Origin of the sequence: Microcoleus sp. S13C4, from assembly GCF_036700865.1 — a bacterium.
GTDB lineage: Bacteria > Cyanobacteriota > Cyanobacteriia > Cyanobacteriales > Microcoleaceae > Microcoleus.
Genome location: NZ_JAUBPS010000033.1, coordinates 16,742 through 36,869, shown reverse-complemented (window position 1 = coordinate 36,869; position 20,128 = coordinate 16,742). Strand labels below are relative to the sequence as shown.

18 protein-coding genes are annotated in these 20,128 nt (G+C 46.9%); 9 read left to right on the top strand and 9 right to left on the bottom strand.

Going from position 1 to position 20,128, the window contains the following annotated elements; translation table 11 throughout:
• Positions 1-3: 3 nt before the first annotated feature.
• Entirely contained in the window at positions 4-846 is an 843-nt protein-coding gene (locus QT996_RS15660) for a pentapeptide repeat-containing protein (RefSeq protein ID WP_333047652.1), read from the bottom strand.
• A 287-nt stretch (positions 847-1,133) separates the two neighbouring features.
• On the opposite strand from QT996_RS15660, the gene ilvD reads away from it, so the two are divergent.
• Positions 1,134-2,819: a dihydroxy-acid dehydratase gene (gene ilvD, locus QT996_RS15655; RefSeq protein WP_333047623.1), complete on the top strand. Its 1,686-nt coding sequence runs from the start codon at positions 1,134-1,136 to the stop codon at positions 2,817-2,819.
• 117 nt (positions 2,820-2,936) lie between these two features.
• Here the strand turns inward: ilvD and QT996_RS15650 are convergent, their stop codons facing one another.
• Entirely contained in the window at positions 2,937-3,467 is a 531-nt protein-coding gene (locus tag QT996_RS15650; protein WP_333047622.1) for a hypothetical protein, read from the bottom strand.
• Between the two features lie 239 nt (positions 3,468-3,706).
• Positions 3,707-5,638 (bottom strand): ATP-binding protein, encoded by a 1,932-nt coding sequence (locus QT996_RS15645; protein WP_333047620.1) that lies wholly within the window; start codon positions 5,636-5,638, stop codon positions 3,707-3,709.
• Positions 5,639-5,973: 335 nt separating this feature from the next.
• On the opposite strand from QT996_RS15645, the gene QT996_RS15640 reads away from it, so the two are divergent.
• The 3 genes from QT996_RS15640 to QT996_RS15630 all read left to right on the top strand — a co-directional run bounded on the left by QT996_RS15640 (position 5,974) and on the right by QT996_RS15630 (position 9,040).
• A complete protein-coding gene (locus tag QT996_RS15640; protein WP_333047619.1) occupies positions 5,974-6,138 on the top strand; it encodes a hypothetical protein in 165 nt (54 codons plus the stop codon).
• A 93-nt stretch (positions 6,139-6,231) separates the two neighbouring features.
• Positions 6,232-7,875: a GTP-binding protein gene (locus QT996_RS15635; protein WP_333047618.1), complete on the top strand. Its 1,644-nt coding sequence runs from the start codon at positions 6,232-6,234 to the stop codon at positions 7,873-7,875.
• A 235-nt stretch (positions 7,876-8,110) separates the two neighbouring features.
• Positions 8,111-9,040 (top strand): phosphoribulokinase, encoded by a 930-nt coding sequence (locus tag QT996_RS15630; RefSeq protein ID WP_333047617.1) that lies wholly within the window; start codon positions 8,111-8,113, stop codon positions 9,038-9,040.
• Between the two features lie 110 nt (positions 9,041-9,150).
• Here the strand turns inward: QT996_RS15630 and QT996_RS15625 are convergent, their stop codons facing one another.
• Both QT996_RS15625 and QT996_RS15620 read right to left on the bottom strand, forming a co-directional pair.
• The gene (locus QT996_RS15625; RefSeq protein ID WP_333047616.1) at positions 9,151-9,663 is read right to left on the bottom strand and encodes an ARC6/PARC6 family protein; all 513 of its coding nucleotides are present in this window, start codon (positions 9,661-9,663) and stop codon (positions 9,151-9,153) included.
• A 154-nt stretch (positions 9,664-9,817) separates the two neighbouring features.
• Positions 9,818-10,024 carry a hypothetical protein gene (locus tag QT996_RS15620; protein WP_333047615.1) on the bottom strand — a complete coding sequence of 69 codons (207 nt, stop codon included), beginning with the start codon at positions 10,022-10,024 and terminating at the stop codon, positions 9,818-9,820.
• 110 nt (positions 10,025-10,134) lie between these two features.
• Here QT996_RS15620 and QT996_RS15615 point away from each other — a divergent pair, with 110 nt between their 5' ends.
• Positions 10,135-11,115, top strand: coding sequence for an ABC transporter ATP-binding protein (locus tag QT996_RS15615; RefSeq protein WP_333047614.1), 981 nt, complete (start codon positions 10,135-10,137; stop codon positions 11,113-11,115).
• A gap of 200 nt (positions 11,116-11,315) precedes the next feature.
• Here the strand turns inward: QT996_RS15615 and QT996_RS15610 are convergent, their stop codons facing one another.
• A complete protein-coding gene (locus QT996_RS15610; protein WP_333047613.1) occupies positions 11,316-11,555 on the bottom strand; it encodes a hypothetical protein in 240 nt (79 codons plus the stop codon).
• Positions 11,556-11,558: 3 nt separating this feature from the next.
• Positions 11,559-12,575, bottom strand: a complete 1,017-nt coding sequence (locus QT996_RS15605) for an adenosine kinase (RefSeq protein WP_333047612.1) — start codon at positions 12,573-12,575, stop codon at positions 11,559-11,561.
• Positions 12,576-12,720: 145 nt separating this feature from the next.
• Here QT996_RS15605 and QT996_RS15600 point away from each other — a divergent pair, with 145 nt between their 5' ends.
• The 4 genes from QT996_RS15600 to QT996_RS15585 all read left to right on the top strand — a co-directional run bounded on the left by QT996_RS15600 (position 12,721) and on the right by QT996_RS15585 (position 16,079).
• The gene (locus tag QT996_RS15600; RefSeq protein WP_333047611.1) at positions 12,721-14,286 is read left to right on the top strand and encodes an AAA family ATPase; all 1,566 of its coding nucleotides are present in this window, start codon (positions 12,721-12,723) and stop codon (positions 14,284-14,286) included.
• A gap of 86 nt (positions 14,287-14,372) precedes the next feature.
• Positions 14,373-14,699 (top strand): hypothetical protein, encoded by a 327-nt coding sequence (locus tag QT996_RS15595; protein WP_333047610.1) that lies wholly within the window; start codon positions 14,373-14,375, stop codon positions 14,697-14,699.
• 210 nt (positions 14,700-14,909) lie between these two features.
• Positions 14,910-15,704: a YdcF family protein gene (locus tag QT996_RS15590; RefSeq protein WP_333047609.1), complete on the top strand. Its 795-nt coding sequence runs from the start codon at positions 14,910-14,912 to the stop codon at positions 15,702-15,704.
• A 141-nt stretch (positions 15,705-15,845) separates the two neighbouring features.
• The gene (locus tag QT996_RS15585; RefSeq protein ID WP_333047608.1) at positions 15,846-16,079 is read left to right on the top strand and encodes a hypothetical protein; all 234 of its coding nucleotides are present in this window, start codon (positions 15,846-15,848) and stop codon (positions 16,077-16,079) included.
• Positions 16,080-16,362: 283 nt separating this feature from the next.
• On the opposite strand, the gene QT996_RS15580 is transcribed toward QT996_RS15585, so the two are convergent.
• On the bottom strand, positions 16,363-16,596 hold the full coding sequence (locus QT996_RS15580; RefSeq protein WP_333047607.1) for a ferredoxin-thioredoxin reductase variable chain: 234 nt from the start codon (positions 16,594-16,596) through the stop codon (positions 16,363-16,365).
• Between the two features lie 273 nt (positions 16,597-16,869).
• The gene (locus QT996_RS15575; protein ID WP_333047606.1) at positions 16,870-19,641 is read right to left on the bottom strand and encodes a DUF3536 domain-containing protein; all 2,772 of its coding nucleotides are present in this window, start codon (positions 19,639-19,641) and stop codon (positions 16,870-16,872) included.
• Positions 19,642-20,128 lie beyond the last annotated feature (487 nt).

Below are 20,128 nucleotides of genomic sequence, written 5' to 3'. Positions count from 1 at the left end.
ATTTTAAGAATCATTAGTTGTGCCGTCGGGCATAATTGCCCGCCTCAAATCTGCATCGCGGAAGTTAGTTCGATTGAGATTAGCGTCAATCAAAACCGCTTCCACCAAAACAGCCCCGCTAAAATTAGACCAGCACAGCTTAGCCCGGTACAAATTAGCACCGCTCAAATTAGCTCTTGCCAGGGTTGACCAACTCACATTAGCAACTCTCAAATTAGCATTGCTCAGATTAGCGTCGGTGAGATTAGCTCCCACCATCGTTACTTGGCGCAAGTCTGCACCAGCCAAGTTGGCCCCGCTCACCATCGCCCCGCTGAGAATTGCCTGAGTCAGATTAGCTCTTTCTAAAAGCGACTCGCTGAGGATGGCATTTGTCAGGTTTACCGCCTTGAGAGTTGACCAACTCAAATTTGCCTTCATCAAATTAATGCGAATCATGCTAGCGTCCGTTAAGTTGGCCGCAAACAAATTCGCTTCGGTAAAGTTGGCTTCGGTCAAATTAGCTTCGGTCAAATTAGCCTTGGTCATGTTGACTTCTCTGGCCATTGAGCCGCGCAGGTTGGCTCCCATCAGGTTAGCCCCGCTGAGATTGGCGCGGCTCAAATCGGTACCGATGAGATTTGCTTCGCTGAGGTTGGCTTCCGTCATATCCACCCCTGCCAATTTCACCTCGCGCAAGTTCGCTCCTGTCAGGTTAGCGCCTTTGAGGTTTGCGTCTTGGAAATTCGCTCTGGTAAAGTTAGCCTCGCTGAGGTTTACCCCTTTTAAGTCGGCCCCGGCGAGGTTAATTTCTCGAAAATTTCTTTCTCCGGCCGCATATTGCCTCAGAATTCGATCGGCCTCCATGTCATTCGCCTCGCAATTTTTTTTAAACGTTAGAGTGATGGGTGTTACCACATCATCCCAGATAACCACGGTATTCACTCTGCACGCTGTAGTATCTGTAGAATCTTTGCATTGCTTTCGGGGCACTGCAGTGCCACTGCCTCCTAAAAGGTCGGACAAATATCAACGCTTCTGAGAAAATTAGAAATAGCGTAAAACTCTCGGCACTGGGCAGTCAACAGCCAGCAGCAAAGAAAAACAGACAACTGACAAGTCAACAACAGACAACTGACAAAGGAAATTTTAAAATGCCTGAAAATTTGAGAAGCCAAGCTGTGACTGGGGGCGTGCAGCGCGCGCCCAACCGCGCAATGCTGCGGGCAGTCGGTTTTGGCGACGGCGATTTCACTAAGCCGATTGTGGGGATTGCCAACGGGTACAGCACGATTACGCCCTGCAATATGGGATTGAACGAGCTCGCTTTGCGGGCTATTGCGGGTGCAAGAGAAGCCGGCGCGATGCCACAGATGTTCGGTACGATTACTATCAGCGACGGAATCTCGATGGGAACTGAAGGGATGAAATATTCTCTGGTGTCGAGAGATGTGATTGCTGATTCGATAGAAACTGTTTGCAACGGTCAAAGTATGGACGGTGTGCTAGCTGTCGGCGGTTGCGATAAAAATATGCCGGGGGCGATGATTGCGATCGCCCGCATGAACATTCCTGCTATTTTTGTTTACGGCGGCACGATCAAACCGGGACACCACAACGGACGCGATTTAACCGTTGTCAGCGCTTTTGAAGCAGTCGGTCAATTCAGCGCGGGCAAAATTGACGAAACAGAACTCAATGCAGTGGAAGAGAAAGCTTGTCCGGGTGCGGGTTCTTGCGGCGGAATGTTCACAGCAAATACGATGTCGAGCGCTTTTGAAGCGATGGGCATGAGTTTGCCTTATTCTTCGACAATGGCTGCTGAGGATGCCGAAAAAGCTGACAGCGCTGCTGAATCTGCAAAAGTTCTGGTGGAATCTGTCCGCAAACAGTTGTTACCGAGCAAAATTTTGACTCGCAAGGCCTTTGAAAATGCCATCGCGGTAATCATGGCAGTCGGCGGTTCAACCAACGCTGTGCTGCATTTATTAGCCATTTCCAATGCGATCGGCGTTGAACTGTCCCTCGACGATTTTGAAACTATTAGAGCGAAAGTGCCGGTGCTGTGCGACCTCAAACCCAGCGGCAAATATGTAGCAACCGATTTGCACAAAGCCGGCGGCATTCCTCAAGTAATGAAAATGCTGCTAGAAAAGGGTTTACTACACGGAGACGCCCTGACAATTACCGGTCAAACTGTTGCTGAAGTGTTAGCAGATATTCCAGCCGAACCCCGCACCGACCAAGATGTCATCCGCCCTTGGAACAACCCGATGTACGCCCAAGGACATTTAGCAATTCTGAGAGGAAATCTGGCAACCGAAGGAGCCGTTGCTAAAATTACTGGCGTTAAAAAACCGCAAATTACCGGCCCGGCGCGGGTATTTGAATCTGAAGAAAATTGTTTGGATGCAATTTTAGCGGGCAAAATTCAAGCCGGAGATGTGATTATCATCCGCTACGAAGGGCCCAAAGGCGGGCCGGGAATGCGCGAAATGTTAGCACCAACTTCGGCAATTATTGGCGCAGGTTTGGGCGATTCTGTAGGGTTAATTACTGACGGTCGCTTCTCTGGCGGAACTTACGGAATGGTTGTCGGTCACGTTGCACCAGAAGCACAAGTTGGCGGGACAATTGCTCTGGTAAAAGAGGGCGATTCAATTACGATTGATGCTAACAATCGCTTGTTGCAGCTCAATGTTTCTGACGCAGAATTGGAGCAGCGACGCGCTCTTTGGCAGCCTCCTAAACCTCGCTATACTAGAGGGGTTTTGGCTAAATATGCTAAGTTGGTTTCTTCTAGTAGTATCGGTGCTGTGACTGATTTGGGTTTGGGTTAAAGTAGGAATTTTTTTAACCGCCGATGAAGGCAGATAAACGCAGATGAACGCAGATAAAATCTTATCTGCGTTCATCTGTGTTCATCCGCTGATATGTGCGGTTACAAAAATCCCAAATTAACTGCGCTGATTCAAAAAGCGGCTAGCCATCGACATTGCATCAGTAATATCTACATCACCGTCTCCATCTCCATCTAAAAACGTATTCAAAACGGGATTTCCGCCGTGGGCTGGATTTTGGGCGTTGCCGCCGGTTTGTAGCAAATTCAGTACGAGCGGCACCAAAACAGGTATCATCGCTTGCACTGTGGCGTTATTTAAACCGGTTCTTTGGGCGATATCGGCTACTATTTGCGTCAGTTGGCCTGCTCCGAACAAACTCTGTACCGCTTGGGGATTGGGATTTGTACCGCTAAATTGGTTGACAAGTTGTTGAGCTTGTGCGTCTCCTGACTGCGATCGCACGTCTTGTAATGCCGATCGCACGTGTCCGCCCAAAACCGACATTGCTAGCTGAGTCGTACCCGCATCGATGCCCTGGTTGCCACTCAACTGCTCTACCGCACCGAGAATGTTGCCCAACTGATTGGGACTTGCTTGTTGGTTGGGATTGTCGATCGCGCTCAAAATTTGGTCAAATAGTCCCATACTTTTCGCTCCGTACAGTGATTGCTCAACTTTAAATTATAGCAAATCCTGTTTTTAAAGATTACTGAAAATAGTTTTTAGTTGGGTATTCTCACTCAGCGAGTGGGGTAGCAACAGCCAGTCAGTAAGCAATCTCATACCATTTTAGATTTTAGATGTGGAATAAATTATGACATTAGAGTGGGGAGCTTGCTTGCAGTTGCATTCTTTTTTCAAACAGGGATAAAAACGGATAATTTTTAACTTTTTACAGTTCCTCTTTTTTCGGCATTGGTTGGCACTTTCTCGTTGCCTCGGGAATTATATTCGGTAGCAAGTGGAGGTTGTAAGAGCGTCTTTTGCATTAAATTCTCCTGCTTAATCGGCAGGGCGATCGAAAATTCTGTCCCCGTTCCTACCTCCGACCAAAAGTTAATCGTCCCGCCGTGTTTCTGGACTATAATTTCGCGACCAATTGCCAATCCCAAACCAGTACCTACACCTCTCGGTTTAGTCGTAAAGAATGTTTCAAACATTTTTTCTTGACTCTCTGGGGCTATTCCCATACCGTTATCTGAAATTCGCACTACCACTGAGTCGTCGTCCAAGTATTCTGTAGCAATGACAATTCTCGGCGAAAAACTCGGTTTTTTCTGTTTAAGTGACTCCGAAGCAGATTGTTTTTTCGCCTCCTCAGAGCTGCTTTTCTCAATTTTTGCTTTTTCTTCCACAGCATCTAGTGCATTGTTCAGAAGGTTCACAAATACCTGGTACAGCAAACCCATATAGCCTTCAACAGTCGGGATGTTCCCGTAATTGCATACCACTTCAATGCCCTGTTTGATGCGGCTGTTGAGAATCAGCAAACTGCTGTCTATGCAGGCGTGCAAATCGACGGGATGAGGGGTCGCCTCGTCGAGGCGAGAAAAATCTTTCAAACTTAAGATAATAGCTTTGGCTCTTTCCGCCCCTAGCTGCATCGAGTCAAATATTTTGCTCAAATCTTCTTTGAGAAAATCGATGTCTATTTCTTCGCCTTTGGCGATAACGGCAGCAGGCTGGTTGGGGATTTCTGTTTCGTAAGTTTTGAGCAAATCTAAAATATCTTCAACATAATTTCTGGCTGGGTCGATATTGGCATAAATAAAATTGATTGGGTTGTTAACTTCGTGAGCAACACCGGCTAACATCCGCCCCAAAGTTGCCATTTTCTCGTTTTGAAGTATCTGGGTTTGTTGTTCAGATTTCAATTCTTCTAGCAACTGATTTACTTTCTGAATCAGTTGATTCAGCGAAGCTGCCAATACTCCCACTTCATCGGTGCTGGTAACTGGTACTTGCAACTGAAAATTAGATTCTTGAGTCACTCGCTGAGCGATTTTAGTGACAGTGGCGAGGGGTTTGGCGATCGCCCGACTGGTGAAGCCCGCCAGCAGTGCTGCAACGACGATCGACAGTGCCATACTACCCAAAATTATTTGCACCCGCAGCGCCTGGGCTCGCAGCAGATCCTCCCGCCCTGCATCTTCTTGCTCTTGGGCGCGATCGATAATTTCTGTTATATCATTGACCGCCCTATCTAGTTGCAACCCCATTTTATCTCGATCGAAATTCAACAGCAACTTACGTTTAATACTTTGTTGAGCGGGGTTATTTGGCAGGTTACTAATTTTTTTATTAACTATTTCTAGTCTAGCAATATAATTAGACAATATCGAATCGCAAGTTTTTTTAAATTCTTCTATACCTTCTATGTCTTCCATGTAGTGAGATTTTTTTACTTTCGATAACAAAAACTTCAAATTGTAAATATTGTTTTGTATTTGTTCGTATTTCCTATCAAATAATTGGGGTTTTTCTAGCCCGTAAATCAGCCCCTTTTGGCTGTTTTGCGTTCGCAGTAAAGCCACCTGCAACTTATTTAAAAGCTGAGTTTCTCGATCGATGTGTACTTGATTGTTAGTTCTGCGATAGTAATGAGTGCCCACCAACATCCCGAGAGTCGTTCCCCCAATCGCAACACAAAGAGCCAGTGCGTACCCACTGCTGATTTTGTCGCGAATAGTGAGGTTGCCCAAGGAATAGGCTATGTGAGCGAAATAATTGAGCTTAAGTGGCGGGCTGTCTTTGATGTTATGCTCGCAAGAGGTAGAGAGTTCTTGTGAAGGCTGATTCTGATGTTTGAGCTGCATAGATGCTAACCTGTGAATAATTCACGCACTGACAATTCAGTCTAACTTAACTCGCGGCTAATTTGACAGTAGTGCCGTGATATTTAATGTGATAACTTTTGTAAATTAGGATGCTCTTAGCTTGCCTAAAAAACCCCGTTTCTCGTTTCTACTTTCGGAGCTTCCAGGAGCCACTGGTTTTACAAAACCGGGTTTCTCTGTACTGAATGCCATATTTGTTTCTTAATAAAAAAGTATTGCTAGACTCGCGAGCGAATAAATCACCGAATAAATAAGTAGGTAGATGCAAATAAACCAGCCTACGGTTCGGGCGGGCGATAAGCTGTAGCTGAGTTATGGTGCAAGCTACAATTGCAGGAAGAGGGCGATCGCACTTGTCCGTCCCGCTGGCGCTCAAACTCCGCAAACCGCGCCTGCTGGACAAGCAGAATCGGGATTTGGGGGCTAGCGCAGTACGATCCTCTTCGTTGGCTTCGCTAACGGGCGCTTCGCCATTTTAGATTTTAGATTTTAGATTTTAGATTTGCCATGACTGATGACTATCGGCGTAATGTAAAAATCAAAGCATAACCCTTTTATTTGCCACTCCCCTCATGCCTTTGCCACGCCTGTTAACCTTAATTGCTGCTTTCTGCCTTGCCCTGGGGCTGATTATTGGGCTGGTGAGTTCCTTAACGGGGCTTTACAGTCAAGTTGCGTGGTCTGCCTCTCCGCTGTTGGCTAATTTGCTGATTTTCCTGATAATTGTACTTTTAGGAACCCTAATTTTTGCGCTATTTTATTATTTTAGGCTGCTGCAACGCCCCCAGAAAGTTAAGGGAAAACGGCCGATTACTCCGAAGGTTCCTGTTGTTAAAAGTGAAGCTGCTTCGGAAAATCTCAAAGCAATCAGGCAGCAAGTCGATCGCATTCAAGATGAAGTAGCGCGCCAAGCTTTGCTGTTGAGAGCCCGCGAAATTGAAGCTAGCATGGCTCGCGGCAGCGTTAGAGTAGTGGTTTTCGGCACCGGTTCTGCGGGCAAAACTTCCGCTGTCAATGCGTTGGTGGGGCGGATGGCTGGACAGGTGGGCGCGCCGATGGGAACTACCGAAGTTGGAGAAACTTACACTCTGAAATTGAAAGGAATCGATCGAGAATTAGCAATTACTGATACCCCAGGCATCTTGGAAGCGGGAGTAGCGGGAACTTACAGAGAAGAATTGGCGAGGCAGTTGGCGGCGAGGGCAGATTTGATCTTATTTGTTTTGGACGGCGATTTACGCAAATCCGAGTACGAACCGCTGCGGACTTTGGCGGAAATTGGCAAAAGGTCGATCGTGGTTTTTAATAAAGTTGACCTTTATCCCGACAACGACAGAGATGAAATTCTCGATCAACTGCGGCAGCGAGTCAAAGGTTTTGTATCAGCAATGGATGTAGTCGCCATTAGCGCCAACCCGCAAAAAGTTGTACTAGAAGACGGCACAATTTTTCAGCCAGACCCGGATATTATGCCATTAATTCGGCGCGTCGCTGCGATTTTGCGAGCTGAAGGCGAAGACTTAATTGCGGACAATATTTTGCTGCAATCTCAGCACTTGGGTGACCAAGCGCGCAAGTTAATTGATGCTCAAAGAAGGCGGCAAGCTGATAAGGCAGTAGAGCGATTTCAGTGGATCGGAGCCGGAGTAATTGCTGTCACGCCTTTGCCCGTTGTGGATTTGTTAGCGACAGCAGCAGTTAACGCTCAAATGGTAGTAGAAATTGCCAAGATTTACGGCTGCGAATTAAATATCGATCGCGCGAAAGAATTGGCATTGTCTCTAGCAAAAACCCTAGCAAGTTTGGGCATAGTTGAAGGCGTAATTCAAGTAGTATCAAGGGCGCTGCAATTAAGCGTAGCCGGGTTTGTACTTGGCAAAGCAATTCAAGCAGTCAGTGCCGCTTATTTAACCAGAATTGCTGGTAAAAGTTTTATTGAATATTTCCGCCATGACCAAGATTGGGGCGACGGCGGCATCACCGAAGTCGTGCAAAGGCAGTTTCAGTTAAATAGGAAGGACGAGTTTGTAAAAGCATTTGTCAAAGATGCGATCGCCCGCGTTGTCGAACCTCTGAACATTTATCAGCAGGAATCGGAACCAGAATTAGAAATGTCAGCCGAATTGGAACCAGAAATAGAACCAGAACCTTTGTATCAGCCGCCGCAACAAGACGATTGGGAAACTTACAGTAACAAGCGAAAGGATGACTGGTAATGGGGAATTGGCCAAACAGGGAAGTAAGAATTGGGTAATTACGATCGTTCAATGAGATGTTCCCTGAGTCTGCTTTGTTGAATTTTATTAAGAAATTTTACAATAATTTTACACATGGGGGAAACTCCGGGGGGGATCAAGTCAAACTATCCGAGAGATCGATCGAACCCAACACAATTTTGATAAGATTGAAGATTCACAACAAAATTTGCTATTGTCCGTCCGGGTAAAAACAATGAGCGATCGACCAATTATTCTCGGTATTGTCGGAGACAGCGCAGCGGGCAAAACCACCCTGACGCGGGGAATTGCCCAAGTATTGGGGCCAGAAAATGTTACTGTGATTTGCACTGACGACTATCACCGCTACGACAGAAAGCAGCGGGCAGAAATCGGACTCACAGCTTTGCATCCCGACTGCAATTACCTCGACATCATGCAGCAGCACCTCAGCCTGCTGCGTACCGGACAAGCAATTCTCAAACCCATCTACAACCACACGACAGGTACATTCGACCCGCCGGAATACATCAAGCCCAGCAAATTTGTAATAGTTGAAGGTTTGCTGGGTTACGCAACCCGAACAATTCGCGATTCTTACGACGTAAAAGTGTATCTTGCTCCCCCAGAAGAGCTGCGAACTCAGTGGAAAGTTAAGCGCGATGTCATGAAGCGCGGTTATACTGAAGAACAGGTGCTTGCAGAGATACAAAAACGGGAACCGGATTCAGAAGACTTCATTCGCCCCCAGCGCAAAGTTGCCGACGTTGTAGTTAGTTTTTACCCGCCCGAAGTGGACAAAGAATCAAATTTGAGCGTCCGTTTAGTGCTCAGACCGACAATTCCTCACCCTGATTTTACTGAAATTTTAGGTAGAGGCAGCGATAGTTTTCAACCTGCAATTCGCTTGGGACTCGATCGGGATATGGGCAAACCTGTTGACGTTTTGGAAGTAGACTCCCACGCTACTAGCGATCAAGTAAACGAACTGGAAATGCTCTTGTGCGGCGAGTTGCCACACCTGCGGGGATTTTGCACCGCCCAAGGCAACCCGGAAATTGGCAAACTGATCGGCACAACTGGCGAAGTTTTGCAAAGTTACCCGCTAGCTTTGACGCAGTTGCTAGTTGCATATCACATGATGAAAGCAATTCATGTGTATTAGTTAGTTGTTAGTTGTTATTTGTTATTTTTTAATTGTTATTATGTTTTTGGTCATTAGCTTCAATTACTATTACCAATTAGAATTAGTAACAAATAACAACTAACCCATGACTAATGGCTCATAATTTGAGAATCTGCAATTTTCCAGATGCCATCCCAATACTCTAAGGTATAGCGAACTACCTTAGTATTAAAACTGCTAGTCTCGACTCTGCCATTTCGGTACACTGTGGCGTCTTCGGTGACTTTGACTTCAATAGTGGCTTTGTTTCCCGATGCTGCAAAGCGTTCGACCGATTCAACTTTTTGGACACCGTATCGGTACTGAGAATTGCTGTTTATCAGATTGTCCATCGCTTTGACGGTATCGGTATACAAAATACCTGTAGTCATTTTAGCCAGCAATTGGCGATCGAATGGAGGAGCAAATATTTGCTGCTTTGCATCCAGCCACTTGCTAATTAAATCCGAAGCTTGTCCGAGAGTAATATTCGGAGCTTCACTAATATAATTTTCGCAGTAATTTGTTGCTAGCGGTTGTCTGCTACAAGTAATATTTTCCGCTTTCGCGGGCGGAGTCAACCACAAAGGAGTTAAGATAGCGAGTAGGATTATCGGTTTCATATCTAAATTCCTCAATCATCCTAAATTGACTGTGTTTAGCCAAAATTTAAGTGAGAATTATTAGAAAATAATCTCAACCTATCATTAGTTGGTCAGTAATTGGCTCTACATCATGTACTGGGGGAATTTCGGAATTTTAATTGTATTATTTTTGTCACAATTGAGAATAAATCCTCGGTGCTCGCCAAGTCGGGTTAGCCGTGCCTAATTGTTGAATTGGGGTGGAGACTGGCAATTGACTTTGAGGTGCGGGCACCATTTCGCCTCGGAAGTCCAGGAGGGTGACGAGCAGCAGATAGGCAACTGCTAAAATTATAGAAATCACCCCTGTGATAATAGCAATAATTTTGGAACGATCCATATTCAGAAAGTTTTAAGTTCAGCTAAGATCAGTTTAACATTAAAAAGAGCAATTATTACTGAACTTATGCAATAGAATATAATCAGGTGCTAGTTATTTCTGTGACAAAAATGGAACCTCTTGTAGATGCGCCAAATCCCACCGAGATGCACGGAGCTACCCCAGTGGTGGAAACATTTAATCTGGGGAAGTTCTACCGTACCGGCTTCTGGATGAATGAAAAAATTGAATCGCTCAAAAATTGCACTCTGACTGTCTCTGAGGGCGAAACTTTCGGGTTGTTAGGGCAAAATGGAGCGGGGAAAACTACGCTGCTGAAAACTTTGCTAGGTATAGTGCGCCCCACTTCTGGCCGGGCGCTGCTGTTGGGGAGGCCTTTGGGCGATCGCACCGTGAAGCAGCGAGTCGGCTATTTGCCAGAAAATCCCTATTTTTACGATTATCTCACGGGCTGGGAATTCTTGCAGTTTGCGGCGGGCTTATTTCAAATTCCCCCGTCCATTCAGCGGCAGCGAATTCCGAATTTGCTAGACTTAGTTGGGCTATCTCAATCGGCGGCAATAAAAAAACAGTTGCGCCAGTATTCTAAGGGAATGCTGCAACGGATCGGCATGGCTCAAGCTTTGATTAACAATCCCGATGTGGTATTTTTGGATGAGCCGATGTCTGGTTTAGATCCGATGGGACGCTATCAGATGCGGGAGATAATTTTATCGCTGAAAAATCAAGGAAAAACAATTTTTTTTAATTCGCATATATTGTCGGATGTGGAGAAAATTTGCGATCGAGTGGCAATTTTGGCCAGAGGTGAGTTAATCTGCATTGGTGCGATAGATCAACTCCTGGGTAATACTGAAACTTACCGGGTTGAAGGTAGGGGCGGCCACTTGAATATCCTGAAAAAGTGGATACCGGATATGGAAGTTGATAATGATTTGTGGTACGGTCATTTGCAGGGCGATCCGAAGGAGTTTATTTCGAGTCTGAGCGGTACGGGAGGGCAGCTAATTGGGATGAATTTGGCTAAGCCTAGTTTGGAAGAGTTTTTTATGCAGCAACTGCAAGAAAGAGGAATTTATTCTAGTGGTTGAAGTCAATACATCAAGTTTATTGTGGGGTTGGGCATCTTGCCCGCCCTGACTATAGAAACGGGATCTTCGGCCCGTTCCACAGCAGATCAAGTTTATTGTGGGGTGGGCATCTTTCCCGCCCAAACTAATAAGAAAACTGCCTCTTCGGCCCGTTCCACAGGACATCAAATTTATTGTGGGTTGGGCATCTTGCCCGCCTTTTAAAGGCTAATGTTTTTTACTTCCGTTAACAATGGCAACTGTAGATTTGCACATACTAACTCTGCACAATTCCACTGCCACAAATACTCATAGACTTCAGAAATAATCGCACTTGCCGCATCTAAATCTCCTGCTTGAGAAGCATGATAGTGTGCTCTGATTAGGGGCTTAACGCCTTCATCTGCGGTGCAAAAAAGTGCGATCGCCCTTACGACAAAAAGTGCGATCGCCCCTTTCAATTCCTAACCAGAAATCACCTCACTCAACAGATGAGCCTGAGAACCCTCCAGACGCGGCCCGTGAATCTGCACCACCCTAGAAGCCAAGAAATTGCCCCAGCGCGCCGCTTGTACAGAACTCAAACCATTAGTAATTCCAAACAAAACACCGCCCGCAAAAGCATCCCCAGCACCCACAGTATCGATCGCCTTTACCGGAAATCCAGCCACATCCACAATCTGTTTGTTCTCCACCACCATGCAGCCTTTATCCCCATTAGTGATAAAAGCCAAATCCGAAATCTCGCTCATTTTCCGAGCGCACTCTTCCAGAGATTCCTCCTTGAAAAAGCTCCGAACTTCATCAGCATTGCAAAAAATTACATCACAATATTCCGAAACCACCTTGTGAAAATCATCAGCAAATCGATCGACTAAAAAGCCATCCGAAAAAGTAAAAGCCACCTTTACACCCAGACGCTTAGACTGTTCCATCGTCTCAATGCTAGCCTTTCTCGGATCGGGAGCATCCCAAAGATAACCCTCAACATAACTATACTTGCAGTGAGCCAGTCGATCGACATCAATATCAGTCGCAGCCAAAGTAGTAGAAACCCCCAGATTAGTACACATCGTGCGTTCCGCATCCGGCGTAGTCAGCACAACACAAGTACCAGTGGGTTCCTTAGACTCAGCAGCAGGATGCACGTTAAAATCAATCCCCGCCGCCAGCAAATCTTGCCGATAAAATTCGCCGTTAGTATCCTTAGCAACCTTCCCCGAATAATACGCTTTACCGCCGCTCTGAGCCAAACCAATTATCGTATTTGCCGCCGAACCTCCCGATCGCATTTGCAGTGAATTGTGCTCTAAATCGTGCAAAATACCCCCCTGCGTTTCCGAATTCATCAGGGTCATCCCGCCGCGATTCAGCCCGTGGCCGAGTACAAATTCATCTTCTACCAATGCTAGGATGTCTACCAGGGCATTTCCCACGCCAAACACATCCACGGAACGGGAATCTTGATTGTTTTCTGTCATCAGTAATTTTTGGTTTACACTAATTATCAACTTTATAATAAATCGACTTCAACTCAACATCTATTTTCTTTAAGTTATCTTTATCTAAATCCCCAAGCCCAAATCGATCTAATCCAAAATCCAAAATCTAAAATCCCAAATCGATATGACTGATACTTGTCTCCCACCTCTGATTCAGCAAATGTTGCAGCCCGGGTTTTACCCGCACGGCGTCACAGAACCAGTGCAGCTAATTCAGACTCATGCTTCCTTTGTTTTGCTGACAGGAGATTATACTTACAAACTCAAGAAGCCAGTCAATTTTGGCTTTTTGGACTATTCAACTTTCGAGAAACGGCAGCATTTTTGTAAGGAAGAATTGCTGCTGAACCGACGCACTGCTCCCGAAATTTATCTAGAAGTTTTGCCAATTCTTCAAATTGGGGATTCGTTTCAATTGGGCAGCAACTTACCTGCTATAAATTCTACTACAGAAAATGCGGTAGAATATGTGCTAAAAATGCGGGAGTTTCCTCAAGATACGCTGTTGCTTAGTTTGTTGGAACGCGGACTGTTGACCGAGCAAATTATGGCAGACTTAGGGCGCGAAGTTGCCAACTTTCACAGAACGGCAATTAGTAATAGCTACATTCGCACATTTGGCGAAGTCAGTCAGATTCGGACAGCAATAGACAACAATTACCTGATTTCGCAAAAATATATTGGCGGGCCGCAGACTCAGACACAATATGACGAAACTAAAAATTATACAGATGCGTTTTTTGCGGAAAATCAAGAGTTATTTAACCTGCGGATTGCGAATAAAATTCGCGAGTGTCACGGAGATTTGCACTTGCGTAATATAGCATTCTGGCACGATAAAATATTACTGTTCGACTGCATTGAATTTAACGAGCCTTTCCGCTTTGTTGATGTCATGTACGATGTCGCTTTTACAGTAATGGATTTGGAATCGCGGGGGCGCAGAGACTTGGGCAATGCTTTTCTCAATACTTACATCGAACAAACAGGGGATTGGGAAGGACTGCAACTGTTGCCTCTGTATTTGAGCCGTCAAGCTTATGTTAGAGCGAAAGTAACTTCGTTAATGTTGGACGATGCCGCTATTTCAACAGCCCAAAAAGCAGAGATTTCACAGACAGCAGCTCATTACTATAAACTGGCTTGGGAATACACACAACCGCACCGGGGAAAGTTAACTTTGATGTCTGGTTTGTCGGGTTCTGGCAAGAGTACAGCGGCTCGATATTTGGCTCGCCGCACTGGGGCAATTCACATTCGCTCAGATGCGGTTCGCAAACATTTAGGGGGGATTTCTTTAAATGAACGCGGCGGGCAAGATTTGTACTCGGATGAAATGACGGCACAGACTTATGGTAGATTGTTAGAGTTGGGGATAGTGCTGGCTGACCGAGGTTGGGATGTGATTTTAGATGCAAAGTTCGATCGCCAAAACTGGAGAACCGATGCGATTAATCAGGCTCAATCCCACGGCTTGCCGCTGGAAATCATTTACTGCACCGCACCAATAGAAGTATTGCGAGAACGACTGCAACAGCGCAGGGGCGATATTGCCGACGCGACAGCAGAACTATTGAGTTCGCAGCAAGCAGCTTTTGAACCTTTTACAGAATTAGAGCAAATTTCTGTAAACATTCTAGATACCCTGCAAGACTTAGAGGTACAATTAAATGTGATTTGTGGGGAGTAGTTGCAGAGCGATCGCCCTTGCCAATTTGATTGTCTGCTAATATTGTCAATATCTTTCTGTGTTATTACAAACACAACTTGCAGCTCATGCCAAAATTTACCGGAGACTCCAAGGGGTTTAGCCCCGCGCTGATATGGTTTGTGTTGTTTACCGTTGGGTTTCGCTTAGTAGGATGTAAGCTGCCCGTGAGTCTCGGCCTTGGTGTCATAGGCGGCGTGGCAGCAGGTTTAATTGTCGCTTGGTGGCACAACGAACTACTACTAAACCCGAATATGAGTTCCAAGGAAAAAACCTCGGATGCTATCCTCAATAAAGAAGTAGTGGAAACGGAGGGCAGACAATATAGCAAAACCTCTAGGCGTGAAGCTGCTACATTCTTTGACTGGTTGTCTGGGCCAGAGGATCGTCGCTAGCACGGAAAAGAGTTTTTAGTATTGAGATTGCTTCTTTCCTCGTAACGCTGCGCGGTTTTAAGTTAAAGAGTTCAGAATTCAAAACTCAATACTAAAAATTAACAAGTCCCGCCAACTAAAATACTAATTACTGATTAGCGATTAGCGATAATCGCTGACCGATTGCGGATTATCCATTCCCGCTAACGAGCAATTTGAATTACTTGCTGAATGTTTGTATTTCTGTCGAAGCTTCTGCCGCTGTTTATTTATCCTTTGGGGTTGAGTTGCCTGTTAATGATGGCGGCTTTAATAACACTTTGGAAGCGTCCCAAATGGGCGGCGGCGCCAATTGCTGCGTCTCTAATTATTTTACTGCTCGGAAGTAGCGGTTGGGTTTCAAAATCGTTAGTTCGATCGCTCGAATGGCAAAACTTACCAACCGCCGAACTCCCCCAAGCTGAAGCTATTATCGTCTTGGGCGGCGGTGTCAAAGCTGCTTTGCCACCCCGTCCTTGGGTAGAATTAGGGGAAGCGGGCGATCGAATAATCTACGGTTCCCGACTTTACAAGCAAGGCAAAGCTTCCCTGCTAATTCTCAGTGGCGGTAGAGTAGATTGGAAAGGCGGCGGGCCTCCCGAATCGGCAGACATGGCAGAAATTGCCCAAACAATGGGTGTACCGGCATCAGCAATTCTGCAAGACCCCGATTCACATAACACTTATCAAAATGCTCTCAACGTGCGGAAAATTTTAGATGCTAAAGGCATAAAAGGGCCGGTTTTGCTAGTGACATCGGCGATGCACATGACTCGATCGCTCTTAATTTTCCAGCGTCAGGGAATAAAAGCAATTGCCGCACCAACAGACTTTCAGATAACGCAGCAGGATATCGCAGCATCCCAAAGCAATTGGCAAGCAGTCGCCTTGGATTTATTGCCGGATACCTATCAGTTAAACCAGTCAACTAAAGCTTTGAAAGAATACATCGGCTTAATCGTTTATCGTCTGCGGGGATGGCTTTAACAGAATTTTAGATTTGGGATTGTGGATGAAAGAATTTAAGTAGTCTCAACCGTGAAGTCACTTCCAAAATCCAAAATAGATTCAGTGTGTTAGCTTAAAGTCATTACAGCCAATACTAGCCACAGTCGCCCCCAAACAATCATGCTGCCCCACGAGTTGCAAAACATTGCCCCAGAACCGACTCCCGCGGCCGAAATTTTTCAGAGACACCAAATTGTCCGCGAGTTTTACGATGAAATTAAGTACCGTCAAGAACTAGAACTTCACTGCCAGTGGTATTACGCTACAGCCAAGCAGCATCAGCAGGAATTGCAGAAAATGCAGGGAGATTTGAATATCTTCGGTTGGTTTAACCGGGGACGGTCGAAAAATTAAGGTTTAAATAAAAAAGATGGTTTGTAGTAAGGACTTTAGTCCTGCCGATCGACTAAAAGCCACAGAAAAAACTGAAGTCCTCACTACAAACTCTACAACAGCTATATGAATCCCGCCCAAAAACGGATACTTGCGAACCACAGGAGTCGCCATCAGCCCAAAATTTTCGACCCTAGTTCAAGCTTCCAGATTCATCTGTGGAGTAAATCTAAAATCTAAAATCTCAAATGGACTGACCGGATTTGATATTGTCTTTGGGCTCCGGCTTCTACTTGGGAGACAGCTAGACTTCCGAAGATATCAATTCGACCTCATCCTCTTTCAGGTGAGCTCGAAATTTTTTGTCAAATTGTACTAGAACCGGCCAATTAGCACTGACAGGTCGGCCGTGCCATTCGTGAACGATCGCCACGACTTCTCCTTCCATACCCTTAATATCAAATGGTTGACTGCGATTTTGAGGGTGGTGGTAGACAACAACAGAGTTTTTAATGCAAACGCGATCGCCAACTTTCATAGACTTATATTTAGTGTTCTCTCTTCAAAACTCTGCAAAGCTTACGGGTGCTTAACACTTGTACGCTTTGCCGACAGTTTTCTTATCTTCCCACAAGTAGAGCGAAAACTTAAACAAAGTTGGCGCTTCCCTGTCGGTGCTTCGATCCCCAGCCGCTATCCACCTCAGCCGAAATGTTGATCCATTCTCGGTTGCACCCGCAGGCCCGATCGGGATTTCAACCCCGATCGGGCGGATTCTCAAGGGCGGGAATTGAGTTGGCTAATCAGGAAACTATTTACTTAACTGATTTAACCAACACTCAACATCAACACCCAAGGTTTGACCCAACTCCAGCAACTGCCGGATCGAAGGCAAGTCCCAGCCGGCGCCGGAACCTGCAATCCCCAAGGCAACGGCAGCGACCACACTGTCGCCCGCCGACACCTCTTGCAGTTGCAGCCAGCCCAAACACAGGGGCACAATTTGACTGTAAAGAGAATTGAAATACAGTTCCTGCGATCGATCCAGACACAAACCCAAACTCAGCCGATCGCCCACAGCAATCAAACGCTCGATCGTGCGGATATCAGCTTCTAAAGTGACAGGCGAGCGATCCTCCGCGCCCGATCCAGCTTGCAGCAGCGTGTCTAGCGATCGCCAAACCAGCTTTTCCAAAATTTCCTTGACTTCGGGAACGTTCAACCGACAGCGGAGATGGCCGCTTTCAGTGGCGATCGCCTCAATTTCCGCCAGCAGCGACTCCATGTCCTCCGTTTCCACTTCCAGGGCCTTGGCCGCCGTCAAACAGCGGTGTCCCAAAGCCACCTCAGCAGCCACCTGCAACTCTACGGGCACCTGCAGATCGTCGCGGTGGAACGCCATTATCACCCCGTAATTTTCCCGGTAAACCTGAGTGTAAAGCTGATCCAACCGAGTCAAATTTTCCTGACTCAGCAACTGCACGATCCGGTGGCGTTCCTCCGCAAATAAATCCCGCAAGCTAAAGGACTGATCCCCAAACAGGCGCACCATTTCCAGAATCGCGTGGGACGCCGAAGCTTCTTGCATAACTCCAAACAACCGCTCTTTGAGCATAGTGTAAGACCGGCGGCTGCCAAAAGGCTGAATGCAGCAGTGGAAGTCCCAGCCGCCGAGGTGCAACGCAGCAAACACAAAAACCTCTGTTTCCCGCGTAATTTCCGAGGTTAACTGTAATTGACCCACAGCCAGAGTCATCGAGCCCATGCGCTGAATTTGGAAATCTTCCTGCTCGGCCTGATAGCAGTAAAGTCGCTCTTCGCGGGAAAATTTGGCAAACAGAGAACTGATTGCGTAGTGGGCGGCCACTTGTCTGAGACTAATTTGGGCTGTCACCACCAGTTGGCGGTAAACTTCTGCCCCTGTTTTAAAACAGTCAACGTTGCTGGGTACGAGGGCTAGTTGAGCGACAAAATCCTTTTCTAGCTGGACGCCGGTAACTTCGGCCGCCAATTCCAGCGCCCGGGCCGCGTAGCGCAGAATTTGCACGCCTTCTGGCCGCGAGACTTCTTCAAAAAACCAGCCGCAGCTAGTGAACATTAACAGGGCGTGGCGCTGCATTTCCAGCAGCCGCAGGGCGTCCACCTGTTCGGCGTCGTCGAGGGGGCGAACTTGATGGCGTTGAAGGAAACTGTCAACATTACTGGGCGATCGATCGCGGATGACCTCAATATATTCATCTCTGGCTTTCCAGGGATCGCTCAACAGCTTGCGCCCCGCTTCTTCATAAATCGGAATCAGTCGATCGCGCAGCCAATTGAGAGTATCCCGCAGAGGGCGGCGCCATTTGAGGTGCCATCCGCCGCCACCACCGCAGCCGCAATCATCTTGCCAGCGATCGACCCCGTGAGAGCAACTCCAGGCCGTCACGGGTTTTAGTTCAACTTCCCAAGCGCTCGGATTTTGACTTAAATAATGAGCAAAATTCGTCACCGTCCAGCCTCGGCGGGGAAACTCTTCTGTGAAGGCGTAGGCGAGGCATTTTTCGGTACTGTTTTTGTGGTGGCCGAAAGTTTCGCCGTCCGTCGCCACGCAGATTAATTGAGCCGGTCGGTGGTCTCCCCGTACTGCTTGACCCAAGCGCCCGGCCAAGTGGTGGCTGCTGCTGAGAACGTCATTGAAGCCCATATCCCGCGAGATCGGGCCGTCGTAGAAAAAGATATCAATGTAAGGAGTGTTGGCAGGTGGGGCTTCGGAATTTTGGGAGTGCTGGCGGCCAAAATAGTGAGTGCTCAGCGGCGAGAGTTGGTGGTCAGCCATCAACCGCATTTCCGGCTTCAAATAGCAGCGGTACGGGCGAGTCGGATCGATTTGACCCCCGCCGACTTCGTGCCATTCGGAATTTTGCCCTGGTTCCCCTTCGTGGTTTTGCCCGATTAGCGGGCGGCAGCGTTCGGCTTGGGAGGGGGCTAAGACAATGAAACGGATGCCTTCAGCGACTAAAACTTCGAGGGTGGCGTAGTCTACGGCGGTTTCGGCGAGCCACATTCCTTCGGGATCGCGACCGAACCGGGAGCGAAAATCTGCGACCCCCCACCGAATTTGGGTGTATTTGTCTCGCTCGTTAGCGAGGGGCATGATGATGTGATTGTAGACTTGGGCGATCGCGTTGCCGTGACCGTTGAGCCGCTGACAGCTTTTGCGATCGGCCTCCAGAATCCGCTGGTAGACTTCCGCGTCGTAGCGTTCCAGCCAGCTCATCAGTGTAGGCCCGATGTTGAAGCTCATATACTCGTAGTTGTTGACGATCCCCGCGACTTCGCCGCGATCGTTGAGTATGCGGGCAAAGGCGTTCGGGCGGTAGCACTCGATGTCAATGCGTTCGTTCCAGTCATGGGCGGGAGAAGCGCTGGCTTGGCGTTCGATCGCGTCCAGGTAAGGGTTTTCCCGGGGCGGCTGGTAAAAGTGACCGTGAACCGTCACGCAGACCCCAGTTGCTGCTGCCACGCTGGTTTGGGTTGCAGCCGTTACGGTTGGCGAAGACAAAGGTAGCACATCGGATTGAGTTGTAGAAATCGAAACCATGCGGGCAAATCCTCACTCAAGTAGTTAAAGACAATAAAACGAGCCTAATTAGAAACTGAAACCTTACGCAGCAAGAGTTACAGCTAGGCATCTGTTAAGACTAAATTTGGCTGACAAGTTTTGATACATTTGTAGTATTGCGAGCAAAGCATTCGTTCCAAGATGCCAACCGTCGATCCCTGGGTTTTTTGCCAATGCTTTGCTGTTGAAAGAGTTAAAAAATGTAGCTTTTGCTGCTTTTTGGCACTTGCGACCCATTTCGGGTTAGTGCTTGCAGCACTGCTCATTGAGAGTTTCATTTACCTTGCTGGATTGTAAAGTCTTATTCATTAAATAGCAACTTTTGCCGGAAAGATTTAATTTTTGGCACTAAATCTTGGCGGTTGTGGATATCGGTTTAATGCCCGATGAATTTATAGAATAAGAGTATTGCCCGAGTTTCGCATCATACTTTAGGTGCTTTTTACCTAAGTTCTGGAGAAGTTAG

What these genes read in the sequence shown, in the direction of transcription:
- QT996_RS15645 (WP_333047620.1), bottom strand. Translation starts at nt 5,638, where the DNA reads ATGCAGCTCAAACATCAGAATCAGCCTTCACAAGAACTCTCTACCTCT.
- QT996_RS15580 (WP_333047607.1), bottom strand. Translation starts at nt 16,596, where the DNA reads ATGAAAGTTGGCGATCGCGTTTGCATTAAAAACTCTGTTGTTGTCTAC.
- QT996_RS15600 (WP_333047611.1), top strand. Translation starts at nt 12,721, where the DNA reads ATGACTGATACTTGTCTCCCACCTCTGATTCAGCAAATGTTGCAGCCC.
- QT996_RS15650 (WP_333047622.1), bottom strand. Translation starts at nt 3,467, where the DNA reads ATGGGACTATTTGACCAAATTTTGAGCGCGATCGACAATCCCAACCAA.
- QT996_RS15630 (WP_333047617.1), top strand. Translation starts at nt 8,111, where the DNA reads ATGAGCGATCGACCAATTATTCTCGGTATTGTCGGAGACAGCGCAGCG.
- QT996_RS15605 (WP_333047612.1), bottom strand. Translation starts at nt 12,575, where the DNA reads ATGACAGAAAACAATCAAGATTCCCGTTCCGTGGATGTGTTTGGCGTG.
- QT996_RS15635 (WP_333047618.1), top strand. Translation starts at nt 6,232, where the DNA reads ATGCCTTTGCCACGCCTGTTAACCTTAATTGCTGCTTTCTGCCTTGCC.
- ilvD (WP_333047623.1), top strand. Translation starts at nt 1,134, where the DNA reads ATGCCTGAAAATTTGAGAAGCCAAGCTGTGACTGGGGGCGTGCAGCGC.
- QT996_RS15660 (WP_333047652.1), bottom strand. Translation starts at nt 846, where the DNA reads ATGGAGGCCGATCGAATTCTGAGGCAATATGCGGCCGGAGAAAGAAAT.
- QT996_RS15585 (WP_333047608.1), top strand. Translation starts at nt 15,846, where the DNA reads ATGCTGCCCCACGAGTTGCAAAACATTGCCCCAGAACCGACTCCCGCG.
- QT996_RS15595 (WP_333047610.1), top strand. Translation starts at nt 14,373, where the DNA reads ATGCCAAAATTTACCGGAGACTCCAAGGGGTTTAGCCCCGCGCTGATA.
- QT996_RS15590 (WP_333047609.1), top strand. Translation starts at nt 14,910, where the DNA reads ATGTTTGTATTTCTGTCGAAGCTTCTGCCGCTGTTTATTTATCCTTTG.
- QT996_RS15575 (WP_333047606.1), bottom strand. Translation starts at nt 19,641, where the DNA reads ATGGTTTCGATTTCTACAACTCAATCCGATGTGCTACCTTTGTCTTCG.
- QT996_RS15640 (WP_333047619.1), top strand. Translation starts at nt 5,974, where the DNA reads ATGGTGCAAGCTACAATTGCAGGAAGAGGGCGATCGCACTTGTCCGTC.
- QT996_RS15620 (WP_333047615.1), bottom strand. Translation starts at nt 10,024, where the DNA reads ATGGATCGTTCCAAAATTATTGCTATTATCACAGGGGTGATTTCTATA.
- QT996_RS15615 (WP_333047614.1), top strand. Translation starts at nt 10,135, where the DNA reads ATGGAACCTCTTGTAGATGCGCCAAATCCCACCGAGATGCACGGAGCT.
- QT996_RS15625 (WP_333047616.1), bottom strand. Translation starts at nt 9,663, where the DNA reads ATGAAACCGATAATCCTACTCGCTATCTTAACTCCTTTGTGGTTGACT.